Genomic DNA, 25886 nt, shown 5'->3' on the forward strand with positions numbered 1-25886 from the left:
TCACCCCTCTTCCGCTGCCCGGTCTTCTGCAGTCCCGGTCTTCCGCTCTCCGGCTCCTGTGCTGTTCCGGCACTTCTGCTGCCCGGTCTTCTGCTGTCCAGTGTCCTCGATGTCCTCGATGTCCGCCCGGACCCGGGTGGCCGCGGGCCGTGCACGGGCGAGGCGGCGTTCAGGAACCCGGCCGACGAGGGCCTCGGCGCTGGTCACCGCTGGTCCGGCGGAGCGTCTCGGCGTGGCGTGCGACGTCGTCGACGCGGGCCGCGAGGTCGGGGTGGCCGGACGACAGATACGTCCGCGTGTCCGTGAGGGGGCCGACGAGGGCGGCGGCGTCGTCGGCAGCGAGGGCCGTGCCGAGCTCGACCAGCGGGGCCCGGGCGGCGGCCGGGAGGTCGGCGAGTGCGGTGATCTGGCCGGCGAGCCGGCGCAGGTCCGCCGCGTTGGCGCGGGCCCAGGCGGTGACGGTGCGGTCGGCCGCGCGCCGGTCGCGGGTGGCCTGCACCCGCTGCTCGCTCGTGGACCCGGGGTTTCCGGGGCGTACGCGAAGGTAGCGGCGTTCGGCGGCCTGCCGGCTGGAGACGCCGAGCGGCTGGGCGAGGTCCGCCCAGCTGGCCCCCGCCTGGCGGGCCTCCTCGATCAGCCCCGGCTCCCATGCGGCGAGCTGGTCGCGTACCTCGCGCAGCATCAGCAGCGCGGCGAGCGCCTGCTCTGATCCGGTCCCGGCCGCGCCGGGCGGCTCTCCGCCCGGCTGCTCGCCCTCCGGGGACGTCCGGGCGGTGTGCAGGGTCTCGTGGATCGTCCGGAGCGCCGCGGCGGCCAGGAAGGAGGCCGGGGTGAGATCGCGGGCGCGGGGAACGGCCTGATCGTCGGTGGTCATGGAGCCTCCAGGACACTGTCATCACTTCGACGACATTCAACTTGTCATCACTTCGATGACATGTTACAACGGGTGTCAGGTGAACCGCATTGGCAGCTACGTGCCTGGCCCGAACACTGGAGGTGTCCCCCGATGTTGATGCGCACCGACCCGTTCCGTGAGTTCGACCGACTCACCCAGCAGCTCCTGCACACGCCCGGCACCTGGTCGCGGCCGTCGGCGATGCCGATGGACGCCTACCGCGAGGGCGAGGAGTACGTCATCGCCCTCGACCTGCCCGGCGTCTCGCCGGACGCCATCGACGTCGACGTCGAGCGGAACATGCTGACCGTCAAGGCCGAGCGGCGACCCGTCGCCAAGGCGGACGACGTGCAGATGGAGCTCTCCGAGCGTCCCCTGGGCGTCTTCTCCCGGCAGGTCGTGCTGGCCGACACCCTGGACACCGAGCGCATCGAGGCGCACTACGACGCCGGTGTCCTCACCCTGCGCATCCCGATCGCCGAGCGCGCCAAGCCCCGCAAGGTCACCGTCGGCGGCGGTTCCGCGCACAAGGAGATCAGCGGCTGAGCGGACCCCGCGGACCGCACCACCCCCACCCCTGACCACGGGCGCCGTCGGCGGCCGGCGGGCGAGCCCGGCCGCCGACGCGCGCACCGCGGACCGCAGACGAGAAAGGCAACCGCGTCACCGATGTTTTCGCTGCAGGAACGCCCGTCCGCCGTCGGCATGACGTTCGAGCAGATGCTGGAGAGAGTGCGGTACGAGGGCGCGTATCCGACCCGGGCACGGGCCGAGGAGTCCGTGCGTGCCGTACTGGCCGCCCTCGGGCGTCAGATCACCGGCGACGAGCGTGTGGCACTCGCGGCGCGGCTGCCGCAGGAGGCCGCCCGCGTCCTCACCTCCGAGATCCCCGCCGGGGAGGACCTCACCGGCTGGGGCTTCGTCAAGGACCTGGCGTCCCGCACCGGCGGCACGGCCGCCACCACCCGCTGGGACGCCGGCACCGTCCTGCGCGTCGTGGCCCAGCTCGCCGGCGAGGAGCTCCTCAGCCGGATCCTCGCCCGGCTCCCTTCCGGTTACGCCCTGTTGTTCGGCCGCGCCGAGCTCGTCCAGGCGGCCTGAACGGCGCGGGCACGTGGACGTACCCGCACCCGGTGAGGAGCTCGCGGCCATGGCGGCCGCGGGCTCCCGCCGGTTCGGGCACCCCGCCCGGCCGAGGCATCGCCCGGCTCACCGGGCCACGCACCGACCGGCGGCCGAACCCCGACGGCGCACGGCCGACCGCTCGACCGACGGCGACCGCTCGACCGACGGCCCGGCCGACCGGGCGGGCGGATCGGCCTCGGGGCGGGTCAGCGTGTGACCGTGCTGCGCTCGCGGAAGCGTTCCGACCGCTCGGCACGGTCCTGCTCCTCGCAGACGCGGGCGAGCCGGGCCAGCATCGCGCGGTGCCGCAGCTGGATCACCGCCTCCGCACCGGCGTTGTGGAACCGCCCGCCCGCCCCCTGCAGCGGGTGTTCGTCGACGATCACCAGACAGTGTTCGCCCCAGGGGCGCAGCTCGACGGCGATCCGCGCGGTGCCCAGTACGCCCGCGTGGGCCTCCAGCTCCAGCTCGGAGCCCTCCTCGCAACGCCGGACGACGGTCTCGTTGGTCAGCTTGAGCGGGCCGAGGCGCACCGCGTAGCCGATCGCCGCACCGACCTGCGGCCACTGTCCCCGCACGGGTTCGGAGGACGACGTCCCGACCACCCAGTCCGCATAGCGGCTGCCGTCCGAGAGGACGGCCCACACGGTCCGCGGACTCACCTTGATCAGACGATGCCGTACCGCCACTCCACACCTCCAGGACACCGGGACTCGGTCCTCTGCCAAGTGCCCGGCCCTGCGAAGACCAACCGGCAGACAGCCGATCTGTCCGCCCATGCCGGGGGAGAGGCCCCGACCGGCTGTGGGTGGTGCTGACACCACCGACAGCCGGGGTGGTGGCCGGAGTGATTCACGGACCGGGGCAGCCTAGCGTCACACTGCATGGGACTTCTGAATCATCCGCGCACGGCGACGGCGACGGCCGCTCTGGCCGCCGCGCTGGCGCTGGCGGCGGCCGCCGTTCCGGCCGCCGCATCCGGCCGGCCCGCCCCCGCCTCCGCCCCGCGCCTCTCGGCCTCGCCAACGGCGTTACCCGGCTGCGGCTCGCACACCGCCCTGCACGGGACGCTGCGCACGCTGACCGAGGACGACGGCCTCGCCGGGGCCGCCGTCGAGGTCACCGATCCGGTCTGCGGCCGCTGGAACGACGCGACGGGAACGGCCGATCTCGCCACCGGCCGCCCCATGAACGCCCAGGACCGGCTCCGCGCCGGCAGCGTCACCAAGACGTTCACCGCGACGGCCGTCCTCCAGCTGGCCGCCGAGCACCGCGTCGACCTGGACGCGCCCGTGGCCCGCTATCTGCCCGGCCTGATCGCGAGCAACGGCTACGACGGCCGGAAGATCACGGTGCGCCGGCTGCTCCAGCACACCAGCGGGCTGCCCGACTACCTCGAGGGCTCGGAGTGGGAGCACCCCGGGCGACTGCGTTACCGCCACTTCACCCCGCGCGAGCTGATCGCGCGGGCGCTCACCCTGCCGGCCCCCGGGACGCGGCCCGGCTCCGGATTCCACTACGCGACCACCAACTACCTCGTCGCCGGCCTGATCGTCCAGGAGGTCACCGGTCGCTCGGCCGAGTCCGAGATCACCCGTCGCATCATCCGGCCGCTGGCCCTGCGCGACACCTACTGGCCCGGCGACGACCCCCGCCTGCGAGGCCCGCACTCGCACAGCTATCACGCATCCGACGCGGATACGGACGCCGACGCGGTGCGCACGGACGGCACCGACTGGAACATGACCTTCGGCGGCGTCGGCGGCGCGCTGGTCTCCTCTCCGGCCGACCTTGAACGTTTCTTCGGCGCCTTGCTCGACGGCCGGCTGCTGCCCTCGGAGCTGATGGCGCAGATGCGACGGACGGTGGCCGCCGACGCGGACCGCCTCTGGCCGGGCGCCAGGTACGGGCTCGGCCTGATCTCCAGCCCGCTGCCCTGCGGCGGGGTGTGGTGGGGCCATGCGGGGACCGTGCCGGGCGGCCATCGCGCCCTCGGCGCGGTGGGCCCCGGCGGGCGCCGCGTGGCCGTCGCGCTCAATGAGGTGCCGGCCACGGAAGAGGCCGAGGCGGACTTCCGCGCCGTGGTCGAGGCGGCCCTGTGTGAAGGCCGCCCGCCGCATTCCGCCTCCACCGCCCCGCCCGGTCCCACCTCCACCGCCCCTGCGCACGCCACGCCCACCGCCCCCCGGATCCCCGCCGCCCGAACCCTCACCGCCCGGATCCCCCACACCGCACAGGAGTCCGCATGAGCCTGCGTGCCGCCGCGCTGGCCCTGACCGCCACCGCCGGTCTGACCGTCCTGCCCGCTTCCCCCCAGCCCTCGACTCCGGCCGCCTCGGCGACCACCGCCGCCTCCTCGTCGTCCGCGTCCGGACGGCCGTCCGCCGACGCCCTGGCCCGCTACCACCACCAGCGGCCGACCTGGAAGAGCTGCGTCCTCGGTCCGGGCGACGCCGCCGGGCAGGAACTGGAGAAGGCCGGGGCGCGCTGCGCCGACGTCACCGTGCCCCTCGACTACGCCCACCCCGACGGCCGCACGATCACCGTCGCCGTTTCGCGGATCAAGGCCGCCGACACCGCGCACCGCGTCGGCTCGCTCCTGCTCAACACGGGCGGCCCCGGCGGACAGGCCGTCGCCGACCCGCCCTGGGTGCGCGACGCGATGAAGGACGTGGGCGGCCGCTACGACATCGTGGGCATGGATCCCCGGTTCGTCGGCCGCAGCACCCCGCTGGACTGCGGCTGGCCCACCGGCAGCCCGTTCCGCTGGGCCGGCGAGGACCGGGCCGGCTTCGCCCGCGTGACGGCCCTCGCCCGGGACCTCGCCGACCGGTGCCGCAAGACGAACGCGGACGTGCTCCCGTACGTCACCACCCGCGACACGGCCCGCGACATGGACGTCGTCCGCGCGGTCCTCGGCGAGCGCCGTATCTCCTACCTGGGCTACTCGTACGGCACGTACCTCGGGGAGGTCTACGCCACGATGTTCCCCGGCCGCACCGACCGCATGGTCCTCGACGGAGTGATCGACCCGGCCCGCTACAGCCCCCGGCTGCTCGTCGGCACCGAGGACGCCAACGAACGGGCGCTGCGCCACTGGGCCGCCTGGGCCGCGCAACGCCACGCCGAGTACGGCCTCGGCGCGACCCGTGAAGCAGTCCTGGCCACCGTCGACCGGATCCGGCGCACCGCCGCCGAGCGGCCCCTGGTGATCGGCGGCGGGTCGTCGGCGACCTACCGACTCGACGTGCACACCGTGCCGTTCGTCGTCTTCAACGGTCTGTCGGACGACACGGACGCAGCGCGACGGTCGTTCGCGTCCTCCGTCCGCACCCTGCACCAGGCCGCGCGGGGGCGGCACGCCGAACCGGACGCCGACTTCGCGAGCGCTCTGGACTTCCTGCTGAAGGGCGGCGCCGGCGGGTCGGCCTACGGCAGCGTGCAGACCGCGATCCTCTGCGGTGACGTGCCCGCCCCGCGCGACCCCGAGGTTTACTGGCGGGACGTCCGGCGCAGCCGTGAACGCCACCCGCTGATGGGACCGTTCACCCACGACATCACCCCGTGCGCCTTCTGGGACCGGCCCCGCGAACGAGCCACCGTGGTGCGACGCGACTTCCCCGCCCTGATGGTCAACGCCACGGGAGACCCCCGCACCACCTATGCCGGGGCGACCGCGATGCACGGCGCCTGGGCCAGCTCGCGTCTGGTCACCGTCGCCGGCTCCGACCGGCACGGCGTCTACGGCGCGTACGGCGACGACTGCGCCGACAGCACGGTCAACGCCTACCTGCGCACGGGCAGGCTGCCGGCCGCGGACATCACCTGTTCGGGGCCCCGTCCGGACGGTGATTCCGCCGCGGCGGGGTAGAGGGACGTCGACCGGCCGCCCCCCACGCGGGCGAGTCTCCCCGGAGAAGGAGTGAGCATGACCGACGACGCCTACCTGTTCCTGCTCGACGACGCGACCACGACGCTCGGCGTCCCGCCGTCAGCCGTCGGCGACCTCGCGTGCATGGACACTCCCGCGGTGCAGGCGTGGCTCGCCGCCCAGGGAAGCTCGGCGACGTCGCCGCTCCTGCGCCTCCTGCCGCCGGAGGAGCGGGGGGCCGTCCCGGAGGGAGCGGAACGCCTGCCGGTCCCGCTCAGCGACGAGGAGCTGTCCCGTGTGCGCTGTCGGACGGCCCCGGCGGCGCTCGCGGACCTGGAGGAGGAACTCCTCGCCTACCGGGACTGTGCCGGCGGCAGGGACGGCCTGATCGGGAGGGCGCTCGCCGCCGGCGTGCCGCCGCACCGCATCGTGGAGCTGACCGGCGTGGATCCCACGACGGTGACGGCGGCGGCCGAACGATGACCGCGGCGGCCCCGGCCAGGAGCGGAGCAGAAGCTCAGGGGTGAGGCTCCGCGGTCGCCGCCGCACCGTCCGGCGTCCGTCGGCGCGTCGAACGGACCCGCGCCGCCCGGCCCGTGCCGTCGGCGGAGCGCTCGCCGTGTCCCGGGCGCGGCCCCGGGCAGGGCGGACGCCATTGCCGGCGACGTCCGCTCTGCCGGCCCGACGGGGTCACAGCCCGGTGACTTTGGCGCTCGCCGACAGCTCGTAGACCAGGGTGACCGTGCGCCGGCCGCCGGGTGGGAGGACGAGGTTCCACCGGGCGATGCCGTCCGCGTCGACCGTGTCGGGGGCGGGGGAGCAGGCCTCTTCCCGTATGCGTGTCTGCACCGCCGAGACCTCGGACACCGGGATCCGCTCGCGCAGGACGACCGTCTGGTCGCCGTGTTCGCCGGGGGTGGAGAACCTGGACAGGTGAAGCCGTACCGTGCGGGTGATCAGGGTCCGTTGGGTGAGCGCGGAGGTGTCGCGGGTCTCCTCGGTCTGCCGGGTGATCCGGTGGTCGTCGCGGCTGCCGTAGGCGAGCTCGGCGGCGGCGCCCGGAGCGGTGAAGTCCAGTGCGCCACGGCCGCTGAAGCCGCTGTGGCGGACCAGGTCGACGGGGCCGGCGAGGAGTGCGTGGCCCGACAGGTTGTCGAACCGCACCACCTGGGTGACCAGCGGCGACAGCTCGGGTGCGCAGGCGTACTCGATGCCGGCGGTCGTGGTGAAGGCGGACAGCGGCACCCGGTGGGCACGGCCGTCGGCGGGCACGGAGACCGGCGCGGGGGCGCTCAGCACCCGGACCTCGCCGCCGTCGTCCACCCCCGGCAGGCCGAGCACCGGGGCCGGCCCGAGGCCGAAGACGTCCTCCTCGCGCAGCTCGACGTCGACCGTGCGGCGCTCCGCCGAGGAACGGTCCTGAAGCGTCAGCCGGTCCTCGCCCAGCCGGGGCGGCTCCGTCGCCAGTGCCGAGCGCGCCGTCGACAGCGTCAACCGCACGTCCGACCAGTCCTCGCCCGTGCGCTGCCAGACCATCGCGTCGGTCTCCAGCGTGAGGGAGTCGCCGTCGAGCACGCTCCGGTAGACGGGCCGCCACAGCGCGCACGGTGTGAGATGGCTCAGCCGTAGCCCGGCCGGACCGGCGGCCGCGGCCTCGACGGTCAGCTCGATGTGGCCGATCAGCTCGGCCGGTTCGTCCCCCGCGAGGTCCATGGCCCGCCGGATCTCGCCCAGTTCGGCGTTCAGGGCGGCCGACTCGGCGTCCGCGGCGCGCAGTCGCTCGCCGTGGGTGTCGCGTTCGGCGTCCACCCGGTCCAGTTCGCGGTGCCAGCGGGGCGCCTCGCTCTCCCCGGAGCCCGCGCCTTCGCCGATCTCCCGCAGCAGATCCGCGGCGAGCCGGCCGAGCACGCCCAGCCGGGTCTGCAGCCGGTCGCGCTCCCGGCCCAGGGCCCCCAGCTCGGCTTCGAGGGTCCTCATGCGGCGACGCAGGGGGGACTCGTCGTCGGAGGGCTGCGGCCCGCGCGGCTGCCAGGTGCGCACGATGCGCACGTCGAGCACGGTCGCCGGGTGCGGGGCGGTCAGTTCGGCGTGCAGCGTACGGTCGACGGTCAGCGCGCTGACCGGCCCCAGCCGCAGCCGCTGGACTCCGGCCGCGAGGGCGAGCTCGGTGCTGCGTTCGACGTGCGCGCGGTCCTCCAGACAGGTGACGGCGGTGACGGGGAGAGGAATCGGCTCCGGTGCCGTGGACATGGGCTGTGTCAGCTCCTGCGGTTGCCGCCGGCCAGGGCTCTGGCGGACGGGATGCGGATCTCGTAGCCGCCGTCGAGGGCGGTGACGCCGCCGGCGGGCAGCTCCACCCGCCAGACGCGGGCGCCGGGGGTGTGGTGCTCCGCGTCGGCGTCGTCGCGGGGCTTCGACCAGTCGGCCCGTTCCTCGATGCGCACGTCCGCGTCGGAGGTGACGGGGACCCGTTCGCGGACCTCAACGGTGACCGGTCCGGCGAGGCGGTTGGCCAGCTCCACATGGACGCGGTGATCGAGCACGGTGGTGGAGTTGCGCAGCCCCGAGGTCGACTCGTGCACCGTGGTGCGGCGGGTGACCCGGATGCCCTCGGCCGGTCCGAGCCCCACCCGGCACACACCGCCCGGGGCGAGCGTGGGCAGCGCGGCGGTCAGCAGGAACTCGTCCCCGACGACGACCTCCACCGGCCCGGCCAGCAGCGCCTGGTCGGTGGAGTGGGAGAGGAGCAGCGTCCCGTACACCGTCTGCTCCACGGACGGCACGCAGAGGTACTCGGTGCGCAGTCCGACCGTGATCTCGCCGACGGTGACGGTGTGCCAGGCGCCGTCCGAGGGGATGTCGGCGCGGGCGACGGCGTCGAAACGGTGGTCGAAGGAACCGGCCGACACCCGGGGCGGCACGGCGTGGCCGGGCAGCGGCAGCGCGGCCACCGCCTCGGCGCGGCGGCGGTGCTCGGCCGCCACCGGATCGTAGGGGGTGTCGGGGAACAGCCGGCCACGACGGCTCCCCTGCTCCTCCGGGCCGCTCAGGACGAGCGCGGGGTAGTCGAGCTCGGCGGCGCTCGGCTGCGGCGGACCGGACACCGGCGGCGGCGCGCCCTGCGGCGCCGCCGAGCCGGGCGCCGCGGGTGCGGGGGGAGGCGGCGGCGCCGCCCGGCCGTAGGCCGCGGGCGCCATGACGGCGGAGGCCATGACCGCGGGGGCCGTCGGTGGCACCGGGCCGGTCCGCAGACGCTCCCCGCCGCCCGGCCCCGGCCGGGAGCGGGGCGGCGCCGCGAGGTCGGCCGAGCCGCCGGTGAAGGCCTTGGGCTGGGCGCCCCCGGGGAGCGGCACGGAGGGGGGAGGGCCGTAACCGGCCGGCGCCCCCACGGTGAGCGGCAGGCCGTCGCCTGCGGCCATGGCGTCGCCGCCGGGCGCGGCGGCTCCGCCCCGGCCGGTGCGGACGCCTGCCCCGTCGTACCCGGCGAACAGGTCGTCCAGACCCGTCGGCGGCTCGCGCCAGCCGGACGGCGCGGGGGAGGGCTGACGGCGTCCGATGCGCATCGAACGAAGTGCGGGCAGGTCGGTACGGCGCCGCAGGTCGGCGGTGGCCAGGGCGATGCGCACGCCGGTCCAGTCCTCGCCGGTGCGCTGGGCGACGGCGGCCCTCAGCACCAGACGGCCGCTGCCCTCGCCCTGACGGTGGGTGAGACGGTAGGCCGGCGCCCACACAGCGCCCGGCACCGCGTACTCGACCTCCACCTCCACCTCTGCATGTGCCTCTGCCTCGGACCCCGCTCCTGCCTCGGCCCGCCCGCTTCCCCCGGCTCCGGCCTCCGCGGTCGGGCCGGCAGAGACGTCGAAGGTCAGGACCGCCGAGACCGTCGTCCGCACCTGTGCGGGCGGTGCGTCGGTGGAGGCGCGGTCGAGCCGGTCGGAGGCGACCAGGAACGCGTGCTCGGCGCGCTCCAGCGCCTCCTCCAGCTCGATGAGACGGGAGTGCAGCCGGGTCAGCCGCTCGTCGACGAACGCGGCGAGTCCCAGCCACGCGTCCACGGGAGTGCGGCGGTGCGGGTCCTCGCGTCTGCGCGTGGGCGGGACCGGGCGCAGAGCCCTGACCTCCTCGATCAGACCCAGTTGCCGGTCCCGGCGGCCCTGCGCCGCCGCCCACTGCTCGCGCAGCCGCTCGACCTCGCGTCGCAACGCGTCGGACGCGGCGGCGTCGAGCGGCTCGGCCTCGACCTCCACGCGCGCCTCGACGACGCGCACCGCACGGGCGCCCGTGACACGGGCCCGCAGAGATCCCGGGTCCAGCGAGCGGGGCAGTCCCGTCACCCGGACACGGCCGTCCGGTGGCACGGCGCCCCGGGCCAGCCGGCGGCAGAGCGCCCCTTGCGCGTACACCACGACCGCGTCGAGGGCCGACCCCCACCGCTGTGCCGTCTCAGCCGTCATGTGCTCCGTCCCCCGTCACGCCGGTTGGAGGGGAAGCCTACTCGGGGGCCTTCGGCCGCGCGCGGACGGAACGTGGTACGACGGACGGAAGGTCGTACCACGGGCGGAACGTCGTACGACGGTCGTCGCGGCGGTCTGCGGCGGCAGGGGTCTCACCCGGCGCGCAGCCCCCGGTCGGCGAAGGCGATCAGCCACTCGAAGCTCTCGTCGACGTCGACGCTCCACTGGAAGCCGTTGGCCGACTGCAACGTGGCGAAGCCGTGGCAGAGGCTGCGGAGCGTGCGCAGGGCGTGGTCCACGTCGGACTCCGCGATCTCGTAGCCGCGCAGGACCGCCGTGAACGCGTCCAGCAGCCGCCTGCCCTCGACGGCCAGCGGATCGTCGGGGCCGGACGGTTCCACGCCGATCGAGGCGGCGTACCGGCCGGGGTGCTCCACGACGAAGGAGCGGAAGGCGCGCGCCGCGGCCGCCAGGGCGTCCCGGCCCGCGCGCCCCTGGACCGCGACGCCGACGGCGTCGGCGGCCTGGCTCAGGGCCAGGGCCCCGATACGGCGGTGGAGGTCTTCCTGGCCGCCCACATGCTTGTACAGGGAAGGGGTGCGCACGCCGACCCGCTCGGCCAGCAGCCCCATCGTCAGCTGCGCGAGGCCCACCTCGTCGGCCAGGGCGGCGCCGGCCGCGACGACGGCGGCCGGGTCGAGGCCGGCCCTAGGCACGGGCGGCGTCCGACCGGAGGAAGCCGAGCACCAGGGAGACCACCTGGTCGGGGAACTGATGGTGCGGGTAGTGCCCCGCGCCCTCGATCATCTCGAGGCGGCCGAGGCCCGGCGGCAGGGCGTCCACGATCGCCGAGCCCTCGGCCTGCGGGTCGGCCCAGTCGGGGTCGAGCGTGCCCATCACGACCAGGACCGGGCAGCGGACGGCGCCGAGCTGCGCGCCGGCGTCGGTGGGGGCGCTGCGGCCCATGCCCTGCATGGCCTTCATCCGTCCCGGCTCGCGCAGCAGGGAGTCGACGCGGCCGAGCCGCTCGGCCCAGTCGGCCGGCTTCGCACCGGGGTAGGCCAGGTCGAGATACGAGCGCCAGAGCCGCACGCTGCCGAACAGGCCCGTGCCGAGGAGCCGCAGCATGCCCTGACGGAAACGCTTCACCCTCAGGTCGCCCAGGCGCGGCGACTGCTTGCGGGTGAAGGGCGCCAGCTCGACGACGGCGGTGATCAGCGAGGGCTCCCGCGCCGCGGCGATGGTGGCGGCGCCGCCGGACACGGAGTGGCCGACGAGGACGGCGGGTCCGCCCAGACGGCGGACGACGGCGAGCAGATCGCCGGCGATGGCGGTGCGGCTCCAGTCCGGCCAGTCGACGCCGGACTCGCCGCAGCCGCGCAGATCGACGGCGGCGACCCGGTAACCCGCCGCGAGGAGCTGGGGAACGACGGCGCGGTAGGCGGCGCGGCTGTCGCCCATGCCGTGCGCGAGCACGATCAGGGGTCCGGACCCCGCCACCTCGTAAGCGATCGTGCCGCCGTCGACGGTCAGGTACTCGGTCATGGCATCCCCTGGAGATAGGCTAATTGCGTTAGCTAGAAGCTAATGAAGTTAGCCATGCTTGTCAACGTCGAGACCTCCGGGCGGTGTCGGCGGGTTCTCACGGAGGGGCGGTCGGCCCGGGCGAGGTGGCGTCCCGAGCCGCGGACGACTGATCGGCATGGAGAAAATCTGTAGTGGCGGTAGTAGACATGGGCTCACTGCAGAGTTAGAGTTTCTGGCGTACTCGGAAAGTCGAGAAAGAAGGCGCGGCCTGTTCGGACCGCCGCGCACGCACGTCCAGCAGGACGCGGCCCCTCGGGGCCGTGAGCAGTATCCGCGGTAACCAGCAGTGCAACCGAGTAACCGAAAGTAAGGAGCGCACGCCATCAGGATCGCCCGGGCGAGGAAGCAGTCCGCCCGGGTACCGCAGGCCCCGGATTGGAAGGTGGTCCCCGGTCACGCATCCGCGATCCCCGCAGCCGCATCCTCCCGGATGCACCCTGCGGAACAAAAAACCGGCGCAGTCGGCCGGCAGATGGTGTTGAAGGCTCGGGGCCCGGGTGCCGGCAAGGCACCCGGGCCCCCCTACGCGTCTTGTGGAAGAAGAGGTCTATGCCCCCTCGCAGTACCCGATCCGTCGCCCCGATCGACGACGACGACTACCCCGCCTACACCATGGGCCGGGCCGCCGAGATGCTCGGCACCACCCCCGCCTTCCTCCGTGCCCTCGGCGAACACCGGCTGATCACCCCGCTGCGCTCCGAAGGCGGCCATCGCCGTTACTCCCGCTACCAACTGCGCGTCGCGGGCCGGGCCCGCGAACTCGTCGACCAGGGCACCCCGATCGAGGCCGCCTGCCGCATCGTCATCCTCGAGGACCAGCTCGAGGAGGCCCAGCGCATCAACGACCAGCTGCGCGCCCGGGACGGCGCACCGCACCCGACGACCTCGACGACCTCCACCTCGCCCTGATCCCCCGGCGGACGCCGATCCCGGTCGCCCGACTGGCCTTCGCCCCCACTGTGTGCGCCGCGCCCGCGCGGGTATCCGCTGCGCACACTGCGCGATTCGGGGATGGCCCCGGACCCGACCGGGAGAGGCGCCGCATGTCCGCGTCCCTCGTGGCGACCGTCGATCCAGCTCGACGCCCACCCCTGTCGACTCGGTGCTCGCCGGGTACGGCCCCGGCGAGGCCCGGAGACCGGCCGGGGCGGTTGCGGCGTCCTGACCCGCACGAGCGCAGGTCGCCCCGGACCCCCGGACGGCAGGCTCCTGCCCGCGCACCCTCCGTCGCGGGACGTGTGGGGGAATCGGGGGGATCACGACCCTGCATTGCACAGGACCAGCGGATGAGGGATGGTTGCCGGACGACAATTTTTTTCCGAGCGGCAGAGAGGTGGTGGGGTGCGCAGTGCGTTCCCCCGCTTGTGATTCCTTCCCCGGGTACCTCTGAGCGCCCGCGCGGCGGTGACATCGGCACGGCATGGAGCGACGCCCCTTGCCCCGCCGTCCTCGTGGACAGCGGCGGGAGCGTCGTCGAAGCCAACGACGCGGCCCGAGCCCTGTTCGGCCGGCACACCGCGGACGGCTCGGCGCAGAGCGGCCTGCCCCACTGGCTGGCCGAGGCGCACCGCCGTCTCGGAACGGCCGGGCTGCCCGCGCACGTCGTCTCGGGCGCGGTGGCGCACCGCACCTTCCAGGCGCACCCCTCGCCCGGCGAGGGCGGGAACGTGGTCTGGTGGCTGGTGGAGGACACCGCGCTGCGCTCCGCCGAGCAGGCGCTGCGCAGCGAACGGGAACGCACGGCACTGCTGGCGGACATCTCCGGCGCCCTGCTCTCGTCGCTGAACGTGGACCGGTGCACCGAGGTGACAGCGCGGATGGCCGCTGATCATCTGGCCGACGCCGCTCTCATCGTCACCCCCGCCCAAGGGCGCCGCCATTCCCTGACCCACGCGCAGGCGGACCGCGCGGTCACCCAGACGACGGCCCACATCGACGCCGGATCGGTCCCCGGGCTCGCGGAGGCGTTGCAGGGGTTCCCGCCGGTCCCCACCCGGTGGATCGACCCGGAGGACCTCCCCGACTGGGTGGTCCCTCCCGGTTTCGACCGGCCGATCGGATCGGTGATCGTCACTCCGCTGCCCGGGCACGGGGTGCCGGCCGGCGTGCTGATCCTGCTCCGCTCCAGCACACAGCGCGCGTTCACGGACGGCGAGGAGATCTTCGCCCGGCTGTTCGCGGCGCGGGCCGGCGCTGCCCTGTCCGCGGCACGCCTGTACGCCGAGCAGGCGTCGATCACGGCCACCCTGCTGCAGGAGCTGCTGCCGCCGAGGCTGGAACGGGTGCACGGCGTGGAGTACGCGGGAGCCTTCCGGGCGTCGCAGGACCACGAACGCGTCGGCGGCGACTTCTACGACGTCCACCCCGGCGCCGACCCCTCGAAGGAGACGGTGGTCGTCCTGGGCGATGTGGCCGGCAAGGGCCTGGAGGCCGCTGTGCTGACCGGGAAGATCCGCACGGTGCTCCAGGCGCTCCTCCCGCTGTCGGGCGACCACCACCAGGTCCTCGGCCTGCTCAACGACGCCCTGCTCCACTCCCGCCACACGCGGTTCGCGACGCTCGTGCTGGCCTCCGCCCGTCGCCGGTCAGGGCAGGTGGAGCTGCGGCTGACCAGCGCGGGGCACCTGCCGCCGCTGATCATCCGCGCCGACGGCCGGGTCGAGGAAGCCGACACCGGCGGCATGCTGGTGGGCGCGCTGCCCCGCATCGCCGTGCGCAGCACGGACGTCGTCCTCGCGCCGGGGGAGACGTGTCTGCTCTACACGGACGGGATCACCGAGGCCCGCGGCGGGCCGCTTGGCGACCAGCTCTACGGTGAGGCCCGCTTGCAGGAGGCGCTGCGCGAGTGCGCGCGGATGCCGGCCCGGGCGGTCGTGGAGCGCGTGCAGATGATCGCGGCGCAGTGGCTGGGCGAAGGTCGCCACGACGATCTGGCGACCCTGGCGATCACCAACCCCGTGGGCGGCCACGGCGCGTTGCGCATCGTCGACGGGCACGAGGACCGGCGCAGGCGCCGGGAGGAGCGGTGATGGCGGAAAGCCTCGGCTCCGCGGCACCGGAGGGGCTGGCGGACCGGTTGTGGGCCGCCGTGATCGGCAGGGACGAGTCGACGGCGGTGCGGACGGTGTGCGCGGCGGCCGACTCCGGCGTGGACGAGGAGACGCTGCTCTTGGACGTTGTCGCCGTCGTGCAGCACCGGGTGGGGGTCGAGTGGGCCGCCGGCCGGATCAGCGTGGCCGAGGAACACGCCGCCAGCGCCATCACCGACCGGGTCGTCGCCGCTCTCGCCCACCGGCATGCCGCAGCGGCCGGGCCCGGCTCGCGAGGACGGGTGACGGTGGCCTGTGCGGACGGCGAGTGGCACGCCCTTCCCGCCCGGCTGCTGGCCGAGGTCCTCACCCGGCGCGGCTGGTCGGTGGACTTCCTCGGCGCCCGCACCCCCACCCCGCATCTGATCGCCGACGTCCACCGGACCAATCCGGCGGCCGTGCTGCTGTCGGCGTCGATCCCCACCCATCTGCCCGCCGCGCACAAGGCGGTGACCGCCGTGCAGTCCCTGGGCATCCCCGTCATGGTCGGCGGCGCCGCCTTCGGCCCCGGCGGCCGCTACGCGCGCCTCATCCAGGCCGACGCGTGGGCCCCCGACGCCCGCACCGCGGCGGACCGCCTCGCCGAAGGCCTCACCGCGCCGCAGTCGAGCCGGCGGCACCAGGTCGACGATCTTCCCCACCTGGCCGATCAGGAGTACACCTTCGTCAAGAACAGCCGCACGGTGCTGGTCAGGCAGTGCCTGGCCGTGCTGGACGAGCGCGGGCCGGACATGGGCACCCACAGCCCCGCCCGGCGTGAGCGTACGGCCGAAGACCTCGCCCACCTCGTGGACTTCCTGGCCGCCGCCCTCTATGTCGATGACGACGCGCTGTTCACCACGTTCGTCGCCTGGACCGCGGACGTCCTCACCGCCCGCCGGGTCCCCGCCCGTGGCCTGGTCCACGGGCTGAGCATCCTGGCCGAGCAGCTGCACGACTTCCCCCGCGCACTCGCCTTCCTCGGCACGGCCGCCGAGGCCCTGCCCGTGACGTCCGTCCCTCCCGGCCCAGGAATCACCGTATGACCCGCTACCAGCCGACCGAATTCTCCGTGACCGTGCGCGCCGCCGACGCCCGCACACTGCGGGTGGCCGTACGCGGCGACCTCGACTACGACACCAGTGACGACTTCGCTCTCGCGATGTACGACACGCTGCACGCGCACGCCGAGGAACACGGCCCCACCCTGCGCGACCTGCACCTGGACTGGGCGGAGCTGAACGCCTTCGACTCCAGCGGACTGTCCGCCCTGCTCGGCCTGCGCCGCCGCGCGCACTCCGCCGGAATCAGCCTCCACCTGGATCGCCGGCCGGAGTTCCTGGTCCGCATGCTCCAGGTCACCGGCATCGCCGACCACCTCACGCAGCCCGCGAACCGGGGCGTGCCTTCGTCGTCGCCCGCGATCGGCGAGGGCGAGTCCGCCCCGATGTCCTGAACGGGACCCGGCGTAACGGGTTGTGACGGTCCGTCAGAATGCAGTATGCGCGTGGGAAGAGTCCATGACCCGGGAGGCGAGGGCGACACCCGGCGCGCTCCCACGGCGGCCGGGACGTGCGTCTGCGTGCCCGGCGACCGCTCCGCGCGCCGCCGGGCACGCGACCTCAGCAGGTGGGGACGTCGGAGAGCCAGGCCGGGCCCTCGATGTAGATGTTGGTCAGCCACGAGCCGTCGGTCAGCTTCGACCAGGCGTCGTTGGTGTACCCCTCCGCAGTCACCTCCTGGGCGTGCGCCTGGCACACCACGTTGATCGTGGTCGGCTGCGCGAAGTAGTCGACGACCACGGCGTTGACGTTCGGCTCGCTGTGGGTGCGCACCCCCGTGCCCCAGGTCTGGTGCGCCTTGCTGCCGCCCGTCGGCGGCGGGGTGCTGCTGCCGCCGCAGTCCGGGATGCCGGGCAGTTCGGCCGGGCCCTTGATGTAGATGTTCGTCAGCCACGAGCCGTCGGCCAGCTTCGACCAGATGTCGTTGGTGTAGCCCTCGGCGGACACCGTCTCCGCGTGCTCCTGGCACTGCACCGACACCTGGGTCGGCCCGGGGAAGGTGTCCACGACCGAGGAGCGCACGCTCGGCGTGGAGTGGGTGCGCACCCCCGTGCCCCAGGTCTCGAAGGTCGTGCCGCCGTTCGCGGGCGGCGGAGTCGGGGTGCCGGACCCGTTGATCCGGACCGCGCCGGCGTAGTCGCCGCCGGTGCGGACCGGCGCGACCCGGATGTGGGTGCCCGACTCGTAGGCCTCGACCATCTGCCCGCCGCCCAGATACATGGCGACGTGGTGGACGTGCCCGGAGCCCCAGAACATCAGGTCGCCCGGCAGGAGCGGAGCGGTGCCCTGGGAGGCGGAGAAGCGGGCGGCGGCCTGCGAGCTGCGGAACTGGTCGTCGGCGGTGCCGTTGAGCAGGTCCTTGCCGGTCGCCTGGTAGTACGCGTAGCGCATCAGACCGGAGCAGTCGAAGCCCTTGCGCTCGTTGTCGTGCGCGCTGTCGGGGTCGGAGCCGTCGTAGTAGCCGTAGGTGGCGCCCGGCGTGGGGCCGTGGCCGCCGCCCCAGCTGTACCAGACGCCGATCTGGGAGCAGGCGGCGGACACGGCGGCCTGCGCGGTGGCCGACGCGCCCGGCGCGAGGACACCGCAGGAGGCGTCGGGCGCGGCGTGGGCCGGGGCGGAGAAGAAGGCGGAGAGGGCCAGAACGGAGGCGCCCAGGACCGCGCCGCCGGTCCGGCGGCGCATGCTGGTGATCTTCAAGGAACTCTTCCTTCGTCGACGTGACGTCACCGGCGTCTGCGGTGACGGCGGAGAGAACGGGCGTGTCGCACCCACCCCCGTGGGATGCGACACGCGGCCGGAGGACGGAAGCAGCGGCGGCGGCCCGGCTTCCCCGAGCGGGACCCCTTCGGTCAGGCCGTCGGGCGGGGCGGGGCGGCGGGGCCGTAGCGGGCGGCCGGGGCGCCCAGCAGCAGCGCCCAGTACCGGTCGCCGTAGGACCAGTGCCACCATTCGGTCGGGTAGTTGACGAACCCGGTCGACGTGAGAGCCCGGGCCATCAGCGCCCGGTTCGCGCACGCCTCGGCGGCGATGCCGCGAGCTTCGGTCCGACAGGCGCCCGCGCTCTCCTCCGGGGTCGCGTTGACCTCCGTGCCCAGCGGCAGTTCACGGCCGTCCCGGTCGCACAGCGTCAGGTCGACCGCTCCGCCGCTGACGTGCGGTGCGACCTCCGGCGGGGAGATGTAGGCGCTCGCCAGCTCCCGTATCCGCTCGGGCGCCGCGTCGGGATGCGCCCGCCGCATCGTCGCCGCGTACTGCTCGAAGTAGCGCCGCTGGAGGTCCGGCGGGCGGTATCCCTCCACCACCAGGAACCGGACGCCGGCCGGCAGCAGGCGCTGCGCCAGGACGAGCCGCCGCAGCGCACCCGACCTCAGAAGGGCGAAACTGCCGTCGTCGTCGGACTGGCGGTGGTCGAGCCGCAGTCCGCCGCCGCGCACGTCGACCAGCGGTTCACCGCATTCGTCCTCCGCGACGGCGGCGACCCGAGGGTCCGAGAGGGTGATGATGTCGGTCACGGGGAAAGCGTCCCCCAGGTCGCTGCAAATGCTCTGCAGGTTGCCTGCAAGCACCGGACCAGGCCTTTCGCAGCCGGTCCTGGCTATTCCGCGTCGTCGCTCCGCTCCCGCGCCTCACGGCAGTCCAGCTCCCGGAAGACCGCGAGCGCCGCCGCCCGCGCCGCACGCGCCCGGACCTCGTCGCCGTCCGCGGTCCACACCTGCGCCAGGTCCCAGGCCGTACGCGCCCGCCACAGCGGCAGCCGAAGCGCCTCCCAGCCCGACAGCGCCCGCTCCAACGGCTCCCGGGCGCTGTCGGGTTCACCGGCCGCCAGATGCCGTTCGCCGAGGGTGCGCAGGACCAGCGCCTCGCCGAACCGGTCCTCGCGCTCCTGCGCCACCTCCAGGCACCGGCCCAGCCGTTCGGCCGCCTCCTCCAGCCGGCCCTGCCGCAGTTCCACCTTGGCCAGCGACTGCTCGGCGTACATCACGCCGAACGTGTCCCGCAGACCGGTGAAGATCCGCAGCGCCTGGTGCAGCAGCGGCTCGGCCCGCTCCAGCGCGCCCTCCGCCCGGTGGCACAAGGCCAGCGACCGCAGCGTGAGCGCCTCGCCGTGCCGGTCGGCCTGAGCGCGGTACAGCTCCAGCGCCTCGGTCAGGGCCTCCCAGGCCCGCGGAGCTCGTCCCTGCTCCCGGTGCACGTACCCGATGCCGTACAGCACGCGGGCCCGGGCGCCGCGCTCGGCGTCCGGCCCGTACCGGTCGAGGGCCGCGTCCAGCAACCGGAGCGCCTCGGGGTAGCGGGCCTGCTCGCGCCGTGCCGTGCCCATCCCCGCCAGCGCCATCGCCGCCCCCTGCGACGGGCCCCCGCGCTCCTCGAACAGGCGCAGGGCTTCACTGAACCGGGCGTACGATTCCTCGAACTCGTCCTGTTCGTAACAGAGTTGACCCAGGCCGTTGAGGAGCCAGGCCTCGCCCTCGCTGTCCTCGCTGCGGCGCACCGCCGCGATCGCCGCGACGTGCGAACGGGACCAGGCGTCGAACTGGTTGTACAGCGCGGCCGAACTCGCGATCAGCGCCCCGGCCAGGTCCCGGGCGGGCCGGTCCAGCCGGTGGCCGGCGCAGTACTCCACCGCCGCCAGCAGCGAGGCCTGCTCGGCCGCGAACCAGGCCGCGGGCCGCTCCAGCAGCGACTCCTCGGTGTCCGAGTCGAGGCGACGCACGGCCGCCGGCTGCGGGAAGTACCTCACCGCGCCGCCGGGGCCGCGCGCGGCCGCCTTCTCGGCGAGCCCCAGCCAGCAGCCCACCAGCCGCAGCACGGCCGCCTCGCGCTGGTCCGCGCTCTCCTCGGACAGACAGCGCTCACGGGCGTGTTCACGGGCCAGGTCGTGGATGCGGTAGCGGCTGCGGCCCGTGTCGTCCACGCCGATGACGTCGATGAAGTGGCAGTCCACCAGCCGCTCCACCGCCTCCTCGGCGTCCTCGGCGCCGATGTCCAGCAGAGGGGCGGCGATCCAGCCCGCGAAGTCGGGCAGATCGAGCAATGCGAGCCGGCGCAGCGCCCGGCGCTCCTGCGGATCGAGGTCGGCATAACCGAGCTCCAGGCTCGTACGCAACTCCAGGTCCCCCGCGCGCAGTTCGTTGAGCCGGCGGCGTTCGTCGCGCAGCCGCCCGGCGAGCCGTCCCGGCGCCCAGTGCGGACGGGCGGCCAGCCGGGCCCCGGCGATGCGCACGGCCAGGGGCAGCCGGCCGCACAGCGCGACGATCTCGGCCGCCCGCTCCGGTTGCGCGCCGGTCCGCTCCCGGCCCGCCACGCGCCGCAGGAGTTCCAGCGCCTCCTCCTCGTCCGGCACGGTCAGGTCCAGGTGGGCCGCGCCCTCCAGGGCCACCAGCCGGCGGCGGCTGGTCACGAGCACCGCGGAACCGGGACCCGGCGGCAGCAGCGGCCGTACGTGCGCCTCACCGGCCGCATTGTCGAGGATCAGCAGGGTGCGCCGGTGCCCGATGTGCGTGCGGTACAGGCCCGTCAGCTCCTCGGTGGAGCCGGGCAGCGCCTTGGGGTCCGCGCCCATGGCCCGCAGCAGCCGGGCGAGCGCGTCGGCCGGCCGCAACGGCGCGGTGTCGGCGGCCCGCAGGTCTATGAACAGCCGTCCGTCGGGGAAGAGCGCGGCGGTGCGGTGGCCGACGTGCACGGCCAGCGCGGTCTTGCCGGTACCGGAGCGCCCCGAGATCACGCCGATCGGAGGCGCGGTGCGGTCCGCGTCGTCGACACCGCGCACCAGCGCCTCGGCCCACTGGACCTGCCGGGTGCGGCCGACGAAGTCGGCGATGTCGGGCGGGAGATGGGAAGGAGCGGGAGGCGCCGGCCGCACGGCCTGCGCGGGAGCCGGCACGAGGGCGTCACCGGTCGGCCGTGCCTTCGCAGGGCCGGCCGGCCGCATGCCGGACGACGGGCCCGCGTCCGTGCCCAGCAGAGCGGTGTCGTTGGTCAGCACCGCCCGGTGCAGGGCCCGCAGTTCGGGACCGGCGTCGATGCCCAGTGCGTCGCGCAGGGCCGCGCGGCCCTCCTGGTACGTGCGCAGGGCGTCGGAGACCCTGCCGGTGCGGAACAGCGCCCTCATCAACTGGCCCCGCGGCCGTTCCCTGAGGGGATGGGCGGCCACGTGCGCGAGGAGCGGCGCGATCGTCCGGTCCGCGCGTCCCAGCGTCAGCTGCAGTCCGAAGGACTCCTCCTGCGCGACGAGGCGCAGTTCCGCCAGCCGGGCCGCCTCGATCCGGGCGAACGGCTGGCCGAGGCCTTCGAGGGCCTCCTGCCCCCGCCACAGGCCCAGCGCCGAGGCCAGCAGGTCGGCGGCCTCGTCCGGGCGGCCGCCCGTGGCCGACGCCCGGCTCGCCGTGAGCAGTTGCTCGAACCGGCGGGCGTCGACCTGGGAGGGCTCGAGTGCGGCGAGATAGCCGGGCGGCCGGGTGCGGATCGCCTCGGCCCCGCCGACGCGGGCCAGCGCACGGCGGACGGCGGAGACGTGGGTGGCCACCAGGGCGCCGGCGGTCGCGGGAGCCTGCTCGTCCCAGACGAGGTCCACGAGCCGTTCGGTGGAGAGCACCTGCCCGAGGTGGACGACGAGCGCGGACAGTAGGGCCAGCGGCCTGACCCCACCGAGCGGGGCCCGCCGCTCCCCTTCCCACACCTCGACCGGACCGAGTAGACATACCTCGAGCATGGGTCCCCGATCGCTGTACCGTTCCCGCACCGCGGAGCGCGCCAACGATATCGACGGGCGTCTTCCGGAGGATGCCGGGCGCAGGGCCGCCTGGCCGGATCCGTACGGTGCGGCGAAGCGCACCCGCCCTCGCGCGGGCCGGGCGCCGGGGCGTACACGGCGGCCCGTCGGTTCCCGCCCCCGACGGCAGTTGGCCGGATCGGTGCGCGCCGGACGGGTGGCTCGTCCGAGGAACGGCGCGCGCGAGGCGGCCGGACGAGTGCGGCGGCCCGAGAACACCGTTCGGGCCGGGCGTCGACGGGCCCGCCGCCCGCGGAGTCAGCGGCTCTTGCGCACCCGGGCCGCGGCCCGGGCCTCCGCCGTCTTGCGGGCCTCGGCGGCTTTGCGGGACTCCTTGGCGGGGCGGCCCGGACGGGTGCCCATCCCGCGGAAGGGCGCGTTGCCGGTCTTCGCCTCGGTCGGCGGGCGCTTCGCCCCCGTGATGGCCGTCAGCCTCTCCTCGCCGGAGCGCACCTGCGTGACCGCGGGCCGGATGCCGGCCTCGGACATCATGCGGTTCACGTCGCGCCGCTGGTCGGGGGTGACCAGGGTGACCACGCGCCCCGACTCCCCGGCGCGCGCCGTGCGCCCGCCCCGGTGCAGATAGTCCTTGGCGTCGGCCGGCGGGTCGACGTTGACGACGAGGTCGAGCGCGTCGATGTGGATGCCGCGTGCCGCGACGTTCGTGGCCACCAGCACCGTGATCTCGCCCTCCTTGAACCGGGCGAGGGTGTGCGTGCGCTGCGGCTGCGACTTCCCGCTGTGCAGGGCGGCGGCCCGGACGCCGGCCGCCCGCAGATGCCGGGTGAACTGGTCCACGCCGGCCTTGGTGTCCAGGAACATCAGCACCCTGCCGTCGCGCGCGGCGATCTCGGTGGCGGTGGCGTACTTGTCGGCGGCGTGGACGTTCAGGACGTGGTGGTCCATCGTGGCGACCGAGCCCGCGATCCGGTCGACCGACACGACCACCGGATCGTGCAGGTGCTCGCGCACCAGCCGGTCGACGCCCCGGTCGAGCGTGGCCGAGAACAGCAGCCGCTGCCCGTCGGCGGGGACCTGCGCCAGGAGGTCCGAGACCTGCGGCAGGAACCCCAGGTCGCACATCTGGTCGGCCTCGTCCAGGACCGTGATCCGTACCCGGTTCAACTGGCAGTCGCGCCGGGACACCAGGTCGGTCAGCCGCCCCGGCGTGGCGATGACCACCTCGACGCCCTCCCGCAGCTGCGCCTGCTGACGGTTGATGGACAGCCCGCCGACCACCGTCGCCAGCCGCACCTTCAGCGTCTGCGCGTACGGCGCGAGCGCTTCGCCGACCTGCTGGGCGAGTTCCCGGGTCGGCACCAGCACCAGCGCGAGCGGCCGCTTCGCCTCCGCCCGCAGGCCCGCCGTCCGCGCGAGCAGCGCCAGGCCGAAGGCGAGCGTCTTGCCGGACCCGGTCCGGGCCCGCCCGAGGACGTCACGGCCGGCCAGCGCGTTGGGCAGGGTCGCCGCCTGGACGGGGAAGGGCTCCGTCACGCCGAGGCCGTTCATCGTCTCCACCAACGCCGCGGGCAGCCCGAGCGCGTCGAAGGACACGGCCGGCGGCAGGCCGGGGGACACCGCGTCCGGCGTGGACGGATCGTCGTCGGCAGTCGTCGACCGCCGGATCCTGCCGGCCTGCGGGAGTCCGGGTTCCGGCAGCTGCGCGTTCATGGGGGAGCCTTCCTGGTCCGACGCCCGGAACGCGCCGGGGCCCGTACCCCTCGGTACGGGCCCCGGCGGTGTCGAAGCGTGCCCCCACTTTACCAGCGGCCCGCGTACCGGCGCCCGGGCGTCCGCACGCCGAGGCGTCCGCACTCCCGGGAGCCGTGGGAGCAGCGCCGGTCAGAAGCTGCCGTAGTTGACCTGCCAGGTCGGCAGGCCCATCCGGCGCCATACGGCGACGACCCGGTCGCGGTCGTCGAGGGAGACCCGCACCGCGAAACGGTGGCGCACGTGCCGGTCGAAGAGCTCGGCCTTCACCACGTCGTCCCGGCGGCCGTCACCGGCGGCGCGCATCCACAGCTCGTCGTAGGGGACCTCGTGCGCCCGCAGCCACGCCTCCGTCCGGCCGCGGTGCTCCTCGCCCCGGCCGGAGAGCAGGACGACGACGTCGCCGTCGGCACTGCGGAAGGAGCGCAGCGCCCCGCGCACCGACTCGTTGAGCAGGTCCTCCTCGCAGCGGGTGAAGTCGAAGGGCCCCCGCGCGCCCCGGAGGGCGAGGGTGCCGTCGATGTCGCACATGACGGCCGACGGGAGCGCCGGGTCGGGCGTGTACGGCTCGACAGGCGGCTCGTCGTTGAACCACTCCGCGGTGAGCCGCCAGCCGCCGCGCCTGGACGCGGCGTGCTTGTCGGCGAGGAGGCGGATGATCTCCTCGCCGACCGGGCGCTCCCGCGCGGCGTCGCGCCGGATGCACTCCTCCACCGGAACGTCGGTGAAGTCGTGCACGACGAAGGCCGCCTGCCCGGCCACCGCGGCCTTGAGCCGCTTCGGGATGTGGGGCGTCATGTGCGTGTTGTCCACCACGACGTCGAAACCGTCGTCGACGGCCGCCCGCACCGCCGCGTCCTGGATCGCCAGCACGGTCTGCTCGTGCGCGTACGAGCGGCCGCGCTCGGGGGCGGGGACGTCGAGCATCGCCCGCAGGTCGTCGAGGTTGACCCGGCGCATGCGGCCCTCGGACTCCGCCTGCATCCTGCGCGCTGCGGTCGTCTTGCCCGAGGCCGGCAGGCCTGTCATGACGTGTACTACGGGCACGGTCAGTTCTCCTCGTCGGTCTGGAACGGGTCGGACGCCTCCGGCCGGACGGAACGGTAGGTCACGAGCTCGGTCGGACGCCCGTCCAGGCGCAGGAACATGGCGGGGCGCAGGGCCGGCTCGGGCAGCGCCCCCACGGCGCGGGCGAACGCTCCCCGGTCGCCGGCGAGCGGCGCCAGGGACCGGAAGGCGTCGTCGATCGCCCGCTCACGGTCGGCCACCTGCTTCTCGATGTCCGCGACGATGCCGCGCACCCATGCGTCGAACTCGTCGGGCACCTGCTCCAGGAGCGCTTCCAGGGGGCGGCCACCGGAGGCGTCGATGTCCTCGGCCGAGCAGCCGAGCACCTGGGCCACCTGCTTGGCGGGCAGGCCCGCGAACCGCTGGACGCCGTGGCCGCGCCAGACGTCCCGCTCGCTCACACCGGTGAGGACCTTGTGGAGCCGCACGTACTCGGCGAGCTTCGCCTTCGCCCGGACGCCCGAGGCGAAGCGCAGCACGAACCCCTCGGCCTCGGTCCCGGTGGCCTCCCGGCCGCCGGGCAGCCGGTTGGCCTCGGCCATCGCCAGCAGTTCGGCCAGCGGCACGGCGGGCCACACCGTGACGACCGAGCCGATGCCGGCCCAGTGCGGCGCGGCGTCGGCAAGGGCGACTTCCGTGCCGTCCTTGGCGAACGCGGCCAGCAGCACAAGGTCACGACGCTCGCCGTAGTCGACGACGATCCGGTTCTGCGGGTACAGGATCTCGGCGAGGTAGGTCACCCCGGGGACGAGAGCGGACGTGTCCTTGCCGTCGAGCAGCCGCTGCGCCCAGGTTGCCTGGGTGCTGACGAACGAGCCCTTGGAGGCGACGCGCCACCGGCCGGCGTAGTGGAAGACCACGGCCAGGCTGCCGTCGACCTTGTCGTACACCTCGAACGGCTCGTCGGGGAGGCCGGGCGCGTAGGGCTGACCGGCCTCGTGCTCACCGACGTTGAAGAACTTGGGCAGCGGCAGCGCGACGATCTCGCCGGTGCCGTCGTCGGCCACCAGCCCGCGGCAACGGACGGTCACCCGGTTCCACACCCGCTCGTACTGGCACACCCGCGTGTACGTGTAGATCGACAGCGGCAGTTCCGGGTGCGCCTTGCGCGTGACGTGCCCCGCGTCGAGCGCTGCCGCCAACTCCTGCGGCGGCAGCAGCTCATGAAGAGTCAGGTAGGCCTGGCTCATGGTGTTCCTCCCCTTGCCGGTCCCTGATTGTCATGTGCAAGAAGGCCCGGAGACATCTGATTATTCGCAGGGAGCCCGGGAGAG

Annotated in this window: 21 protein-coding genes; 9 read left to right on the forward strand and 12 right to left on the reverse strand. The window is 74.4% G+C overall.

Going from position 1 to position 25886, the window contains the following annotated elements; genetic code table 11:
• Nucleotides 1-169 precede the first annotated feature (169 nt).
• Nucleotides 170-874: a type III effector protein gene (locus IE239_RS28720; RefSeq protein ID WP_190152320.1), complete on the reverse strand. Its 705-nt coding sequence runs from the start codon at nucleotides 872-874 to the stop codon at nucleotides 170-172.
• Between the two features lie 132 nt (nucleotides 875-1006).
• Between IE239_RS28720 and IE239_RS28725 the strand changes: the two genes are divergently transcribed.
• Together IE239_RS28725 and IE239_RS28730 are read left to right on the forward strand one after the other, a co-directional pair.
• On the forward strand, nucleotides 1007-1441 hold the full coding sequence (locus IE239_RS28725) for an Hsp20/alpha crystallin family protein (protein ID WP_190152321.1): 435 nt from the start codon (nucleotides 1007-1009) through the stop codon (nucleotides 1439-1441).
• Nucleotides 1442-1564: 123 nt separating this feature from the next.
• Nucleotides 1565-1996: a DUF2267 domain-containing protein gene (locus IE239_RS28730; RefSeq protein ID WP_229878367.1), complete on the forward strand. Its 432-nt coding sequence runs from the start codon at nucleotides 1565-1567 to the stop codon at nucleotides 1994-1996.
• A 230-nt stretch (nucleotides 1997-2226) separates the two neighbouring features.
• Here the strand turns inward: IE239_RS28730 and IE239_RS28735 are convergent, their stop codons facing one another.
• Nucleotides 2227-2709, reverse strand: coding sequence for an SRPBCC family protein (locus IE239_RS28735; protein WP_190152322.1), 483 nt, complete (start codon nucleotides 2707-2709; stop codon nucleotides 2227-2229).
• Between the two features lie 195 nt (nucleotides 2710-2904).
• Between IE239_RS28735 and IE239_RS28740 the strand changes: the two genes are divergently transcribed.
• Genes IE239_RS28740 through IE239_RS28750 form a run of 3 tightly spaced genes read left to right on the forward strand, consistent with a single transcriptional unit; the run spans nucleotide 2905 to nucleotide 6374 of the window.
• On the forward strand, nucleotides 2905-4269 hold the full coding sequence (locus IE239_RS28740) for a serine hydrolase domain-containing protein (protein WP_190152323.1): 1365 nt from the start codon (nucleotides 2905-2907) through the stop codon (nucleotides 4267-4269).
• The gene (locus tag IE239_RS28745; protein ID WP_190152324.1) at nucleotides 4266-5891 is read left to right on the forward strand and encodes an alpha/beta hydrolase; all 1626 of its coding nucleotides are present in this window, start codon (nucleotides 4266-4268) and stop codon (nucleotides 5889-5891) included. The genes IE239_RS28740 and IE239_RS28745 overlap by 4 nt, the downstream gene beginning before the upstream one ends.
• 57 nt (nucleotides 5892-5948) lie before the next feature.
• Nucleotides 5949-6374, forward strand: a complete 426-nt coding sequence (locus IE239_RS28750; protein ID WP_190152325.1) for a DUF6003 family protein — start codon at nucleotides 5949-5951, stop codon at nucleotides 6372-6374.
• A 207-nt stretch (nucleotides 6375-6581) separates the two neighbouring features.
• On the opposite strand, the gene IE239_RS28755 is transcribed toward IE239_RS28750, so the two are convergent.
• The 4 genes from IE239_RS28755 to IE239_RS28770 form a co-directional block, all read right to left on the reverse strand.
• Nucleotides 6582-8141: a mucoidy inhibitor MuiA family protein gene (locus tag IE239_RS28755; RefSeq protein ID WP_190152326.1), complete on the reverse strand. Its 1560-nt coding sequence runs from the start codon at nucleotides 8139-8141 to the stop codon at nucleotides 6582-6584.
• Between the two features lie 8 nt (nucleotides 8142-8149).
• Nucleotides 8150-10345 (reverse strand): DUF4139 domain-containing protein, encoded by a 2196-nt coding sequence (locus IE239_RS28760; protein ID WP_190152327.1) that lies wholly within the window; start codon nucleotides 10343-10345, stop codon nucleotides 8150-8152.
• A 152-nt stretch (nucleotides 10346-10497) separates the two neighbouring features.
• A complete protein-coding gene (locus IE239_RS28765) occupies nucleotides 10498-11061 on the reverse strand; it encodes a TetR/AcrR family transcriptional regulator (RefSeq protein ID WP_190152328.1) in 564 nt (187 codons plus the stop codon).
• Nucleotides 11054-11890, reverse strand: a complete 837-nt coding sequence (locus IE239_RS28770) for an alpha/beta fold hydrolase (protein ID WP_190152329.1) — start codon at nucleotides 11888-11890, stop codon at nucleotides 11054-11056. The genes IE239_RS28765 and IE239_RS28770 overlap by 8 nt, the downstream gene beginning before the upstream one ends.
• Before the next feature lie 591 nt (nucleotides 11891-12481).
• On the opposite strand from IE239_RS28770, the gene IE239_RS28775 reads away from it, so the two are divergent.
• The 4 genes from IE239_RS28775 (at nucleotide 12482) to IE239_RS28790 (ending at nucleotide 16456) form a co-directional block, all read left to right on the forward strand.
• Entirely contained in the window at nucleotides 12482-12841 is a 360-nt protein-coding gene (locus IE239_RS28775) for a MerR family transcriptional regulator (RefSeq protein ID WP_190152330.1), read from the forward strand.
• Between the two features lie 542 nt (nucleotides 12842-13383).
• The gene (locus IE239_RS28780) at nucleotides 13384-14961 is read left to right on the forward strand and encodes a PP2C family protein-serine/threonine phosphatase (protein WP_308435433.1); all 1578 of its coding nucleotides are present in this window, start codon (nucleotides 13384-13386) and stop codon (nucleotides 14959-14961) included.
• Nucleotides 14961-16046, forward strand: coding sequence for a cobalamin B12-binding domain-containing protein (locus tag IE239_RS28785; RefSeq protein ID WP_190152332.1), 1086 nt, complete (start codon nucleotides 14961-14963; stop codon nucleotides 16044-16046). The genes IE239_RS28780 and IE239_RS28785 overlap by 1 nt, the downstream gene beginning before the upstream one ends.
• Complete coding sequence (locus tag IE239_RS28790) at nucleotides 16043-16456, forward strand: STAS domain-containing protein (RefSeq protein ID WP_190152333.1); 414 nt, start codon at nucleotides 16043-16045, stop codon at nucleotides 16454-16456. The genes IE239_RS28785 and IE239_RS28790 overlap by 4 nt, the downstream gene beginning before the upstream one ends.
• Before the next feature lie 166 nt (nucleotides 16457-16622).
• On the opposite strand, the gene IE239_RS28795 is transcribed toward IE239_RS28790, so the two are convergent.
• The 6 genes from IE239_RS28795 to IE239_RS28820 form a co-directional block, all read right to left on the reverse strand.
• Nucleotides 16623-17744: a C40 family peptidase gene (locus IE239_RS28795; protein ID WP_190152363.1), complete on the reverse strand. Its 1122-nt coding sequence runs from the start codon at nucleotides 17742-17744 to the stop codon at nucleotides 16623-16625.
• 167 nt (nucleotides 17745-17911) lie between these two features.
• Nucleotides 17912-18574, reverse strand: coding sequence for a M15 family metallopeptidase (locus tag IE239_RS28800; RefSeq protein WP_190152334.1), 663 nt, complete (start codon nucleotides 18572-18574; stop codon nucleotides 17912-17914).
• Between the two features lie 83 nt (nucleotides 18575-18657).
• Nucleotides 18658-21774 (reverse strand): AfsR/SARP family transcriptional regulator, encoded by a 3117-nt coding sequence (locus tag IE239_RS28805; RefSeq protein ID WP_190152335.1) that lies wholly within the window; start codon nucleotides 21772-21774, stop codon nucleotides 18658-18660.
• Nucleotides 21775-22092: 318 nt separating this feature from the next.
• Complete coding sequence (locus tag IE239_RS28810) at nucleotides 22093-23505, reverse strand: DEAD/DEAH box helicase (RefSeq protein WP_190152336.1); 1413 nt, start codon at nucleotides 23503-23505, stop codon at nucleotides 22093-22095.
• A gap of 171 nt (nucleotides 23506-23676) precedes the next feature.
• On the reverse strand, nucleotides 23677-24591 hold the full coding sequence (locus IE239_RS28815; protein ID WP_229878369.1) for a phosphatase domain-containing protein: 915 nt from the start codon (nucleotides 24589-24591) through the stop codon (nucleotides 23677-23679).
• 2 nt (nucleotides 24592-24593) lie between these two features.
• Nucleotides 24594-25802, reverse strand: coding sequence for an RNA ligase (locus tag IE239_RS28820; RefSeq protein WP_190152337.1), 1209 nt, complete (start codon nucleotides 25800-25802; stop codon nucleotides 24594-24596).
• Nucleotides 25803-25886: the final 84 nt, after the last annotated feature.

This window comes from Streptomyces humidus, assembly GCF_014649655.1.
GTDB lineage: Bacteria > Actinomycetota > Actinomycetes > Streptomycetales > Streptomycetaceae > Streptomyces > Streptomyces humidus.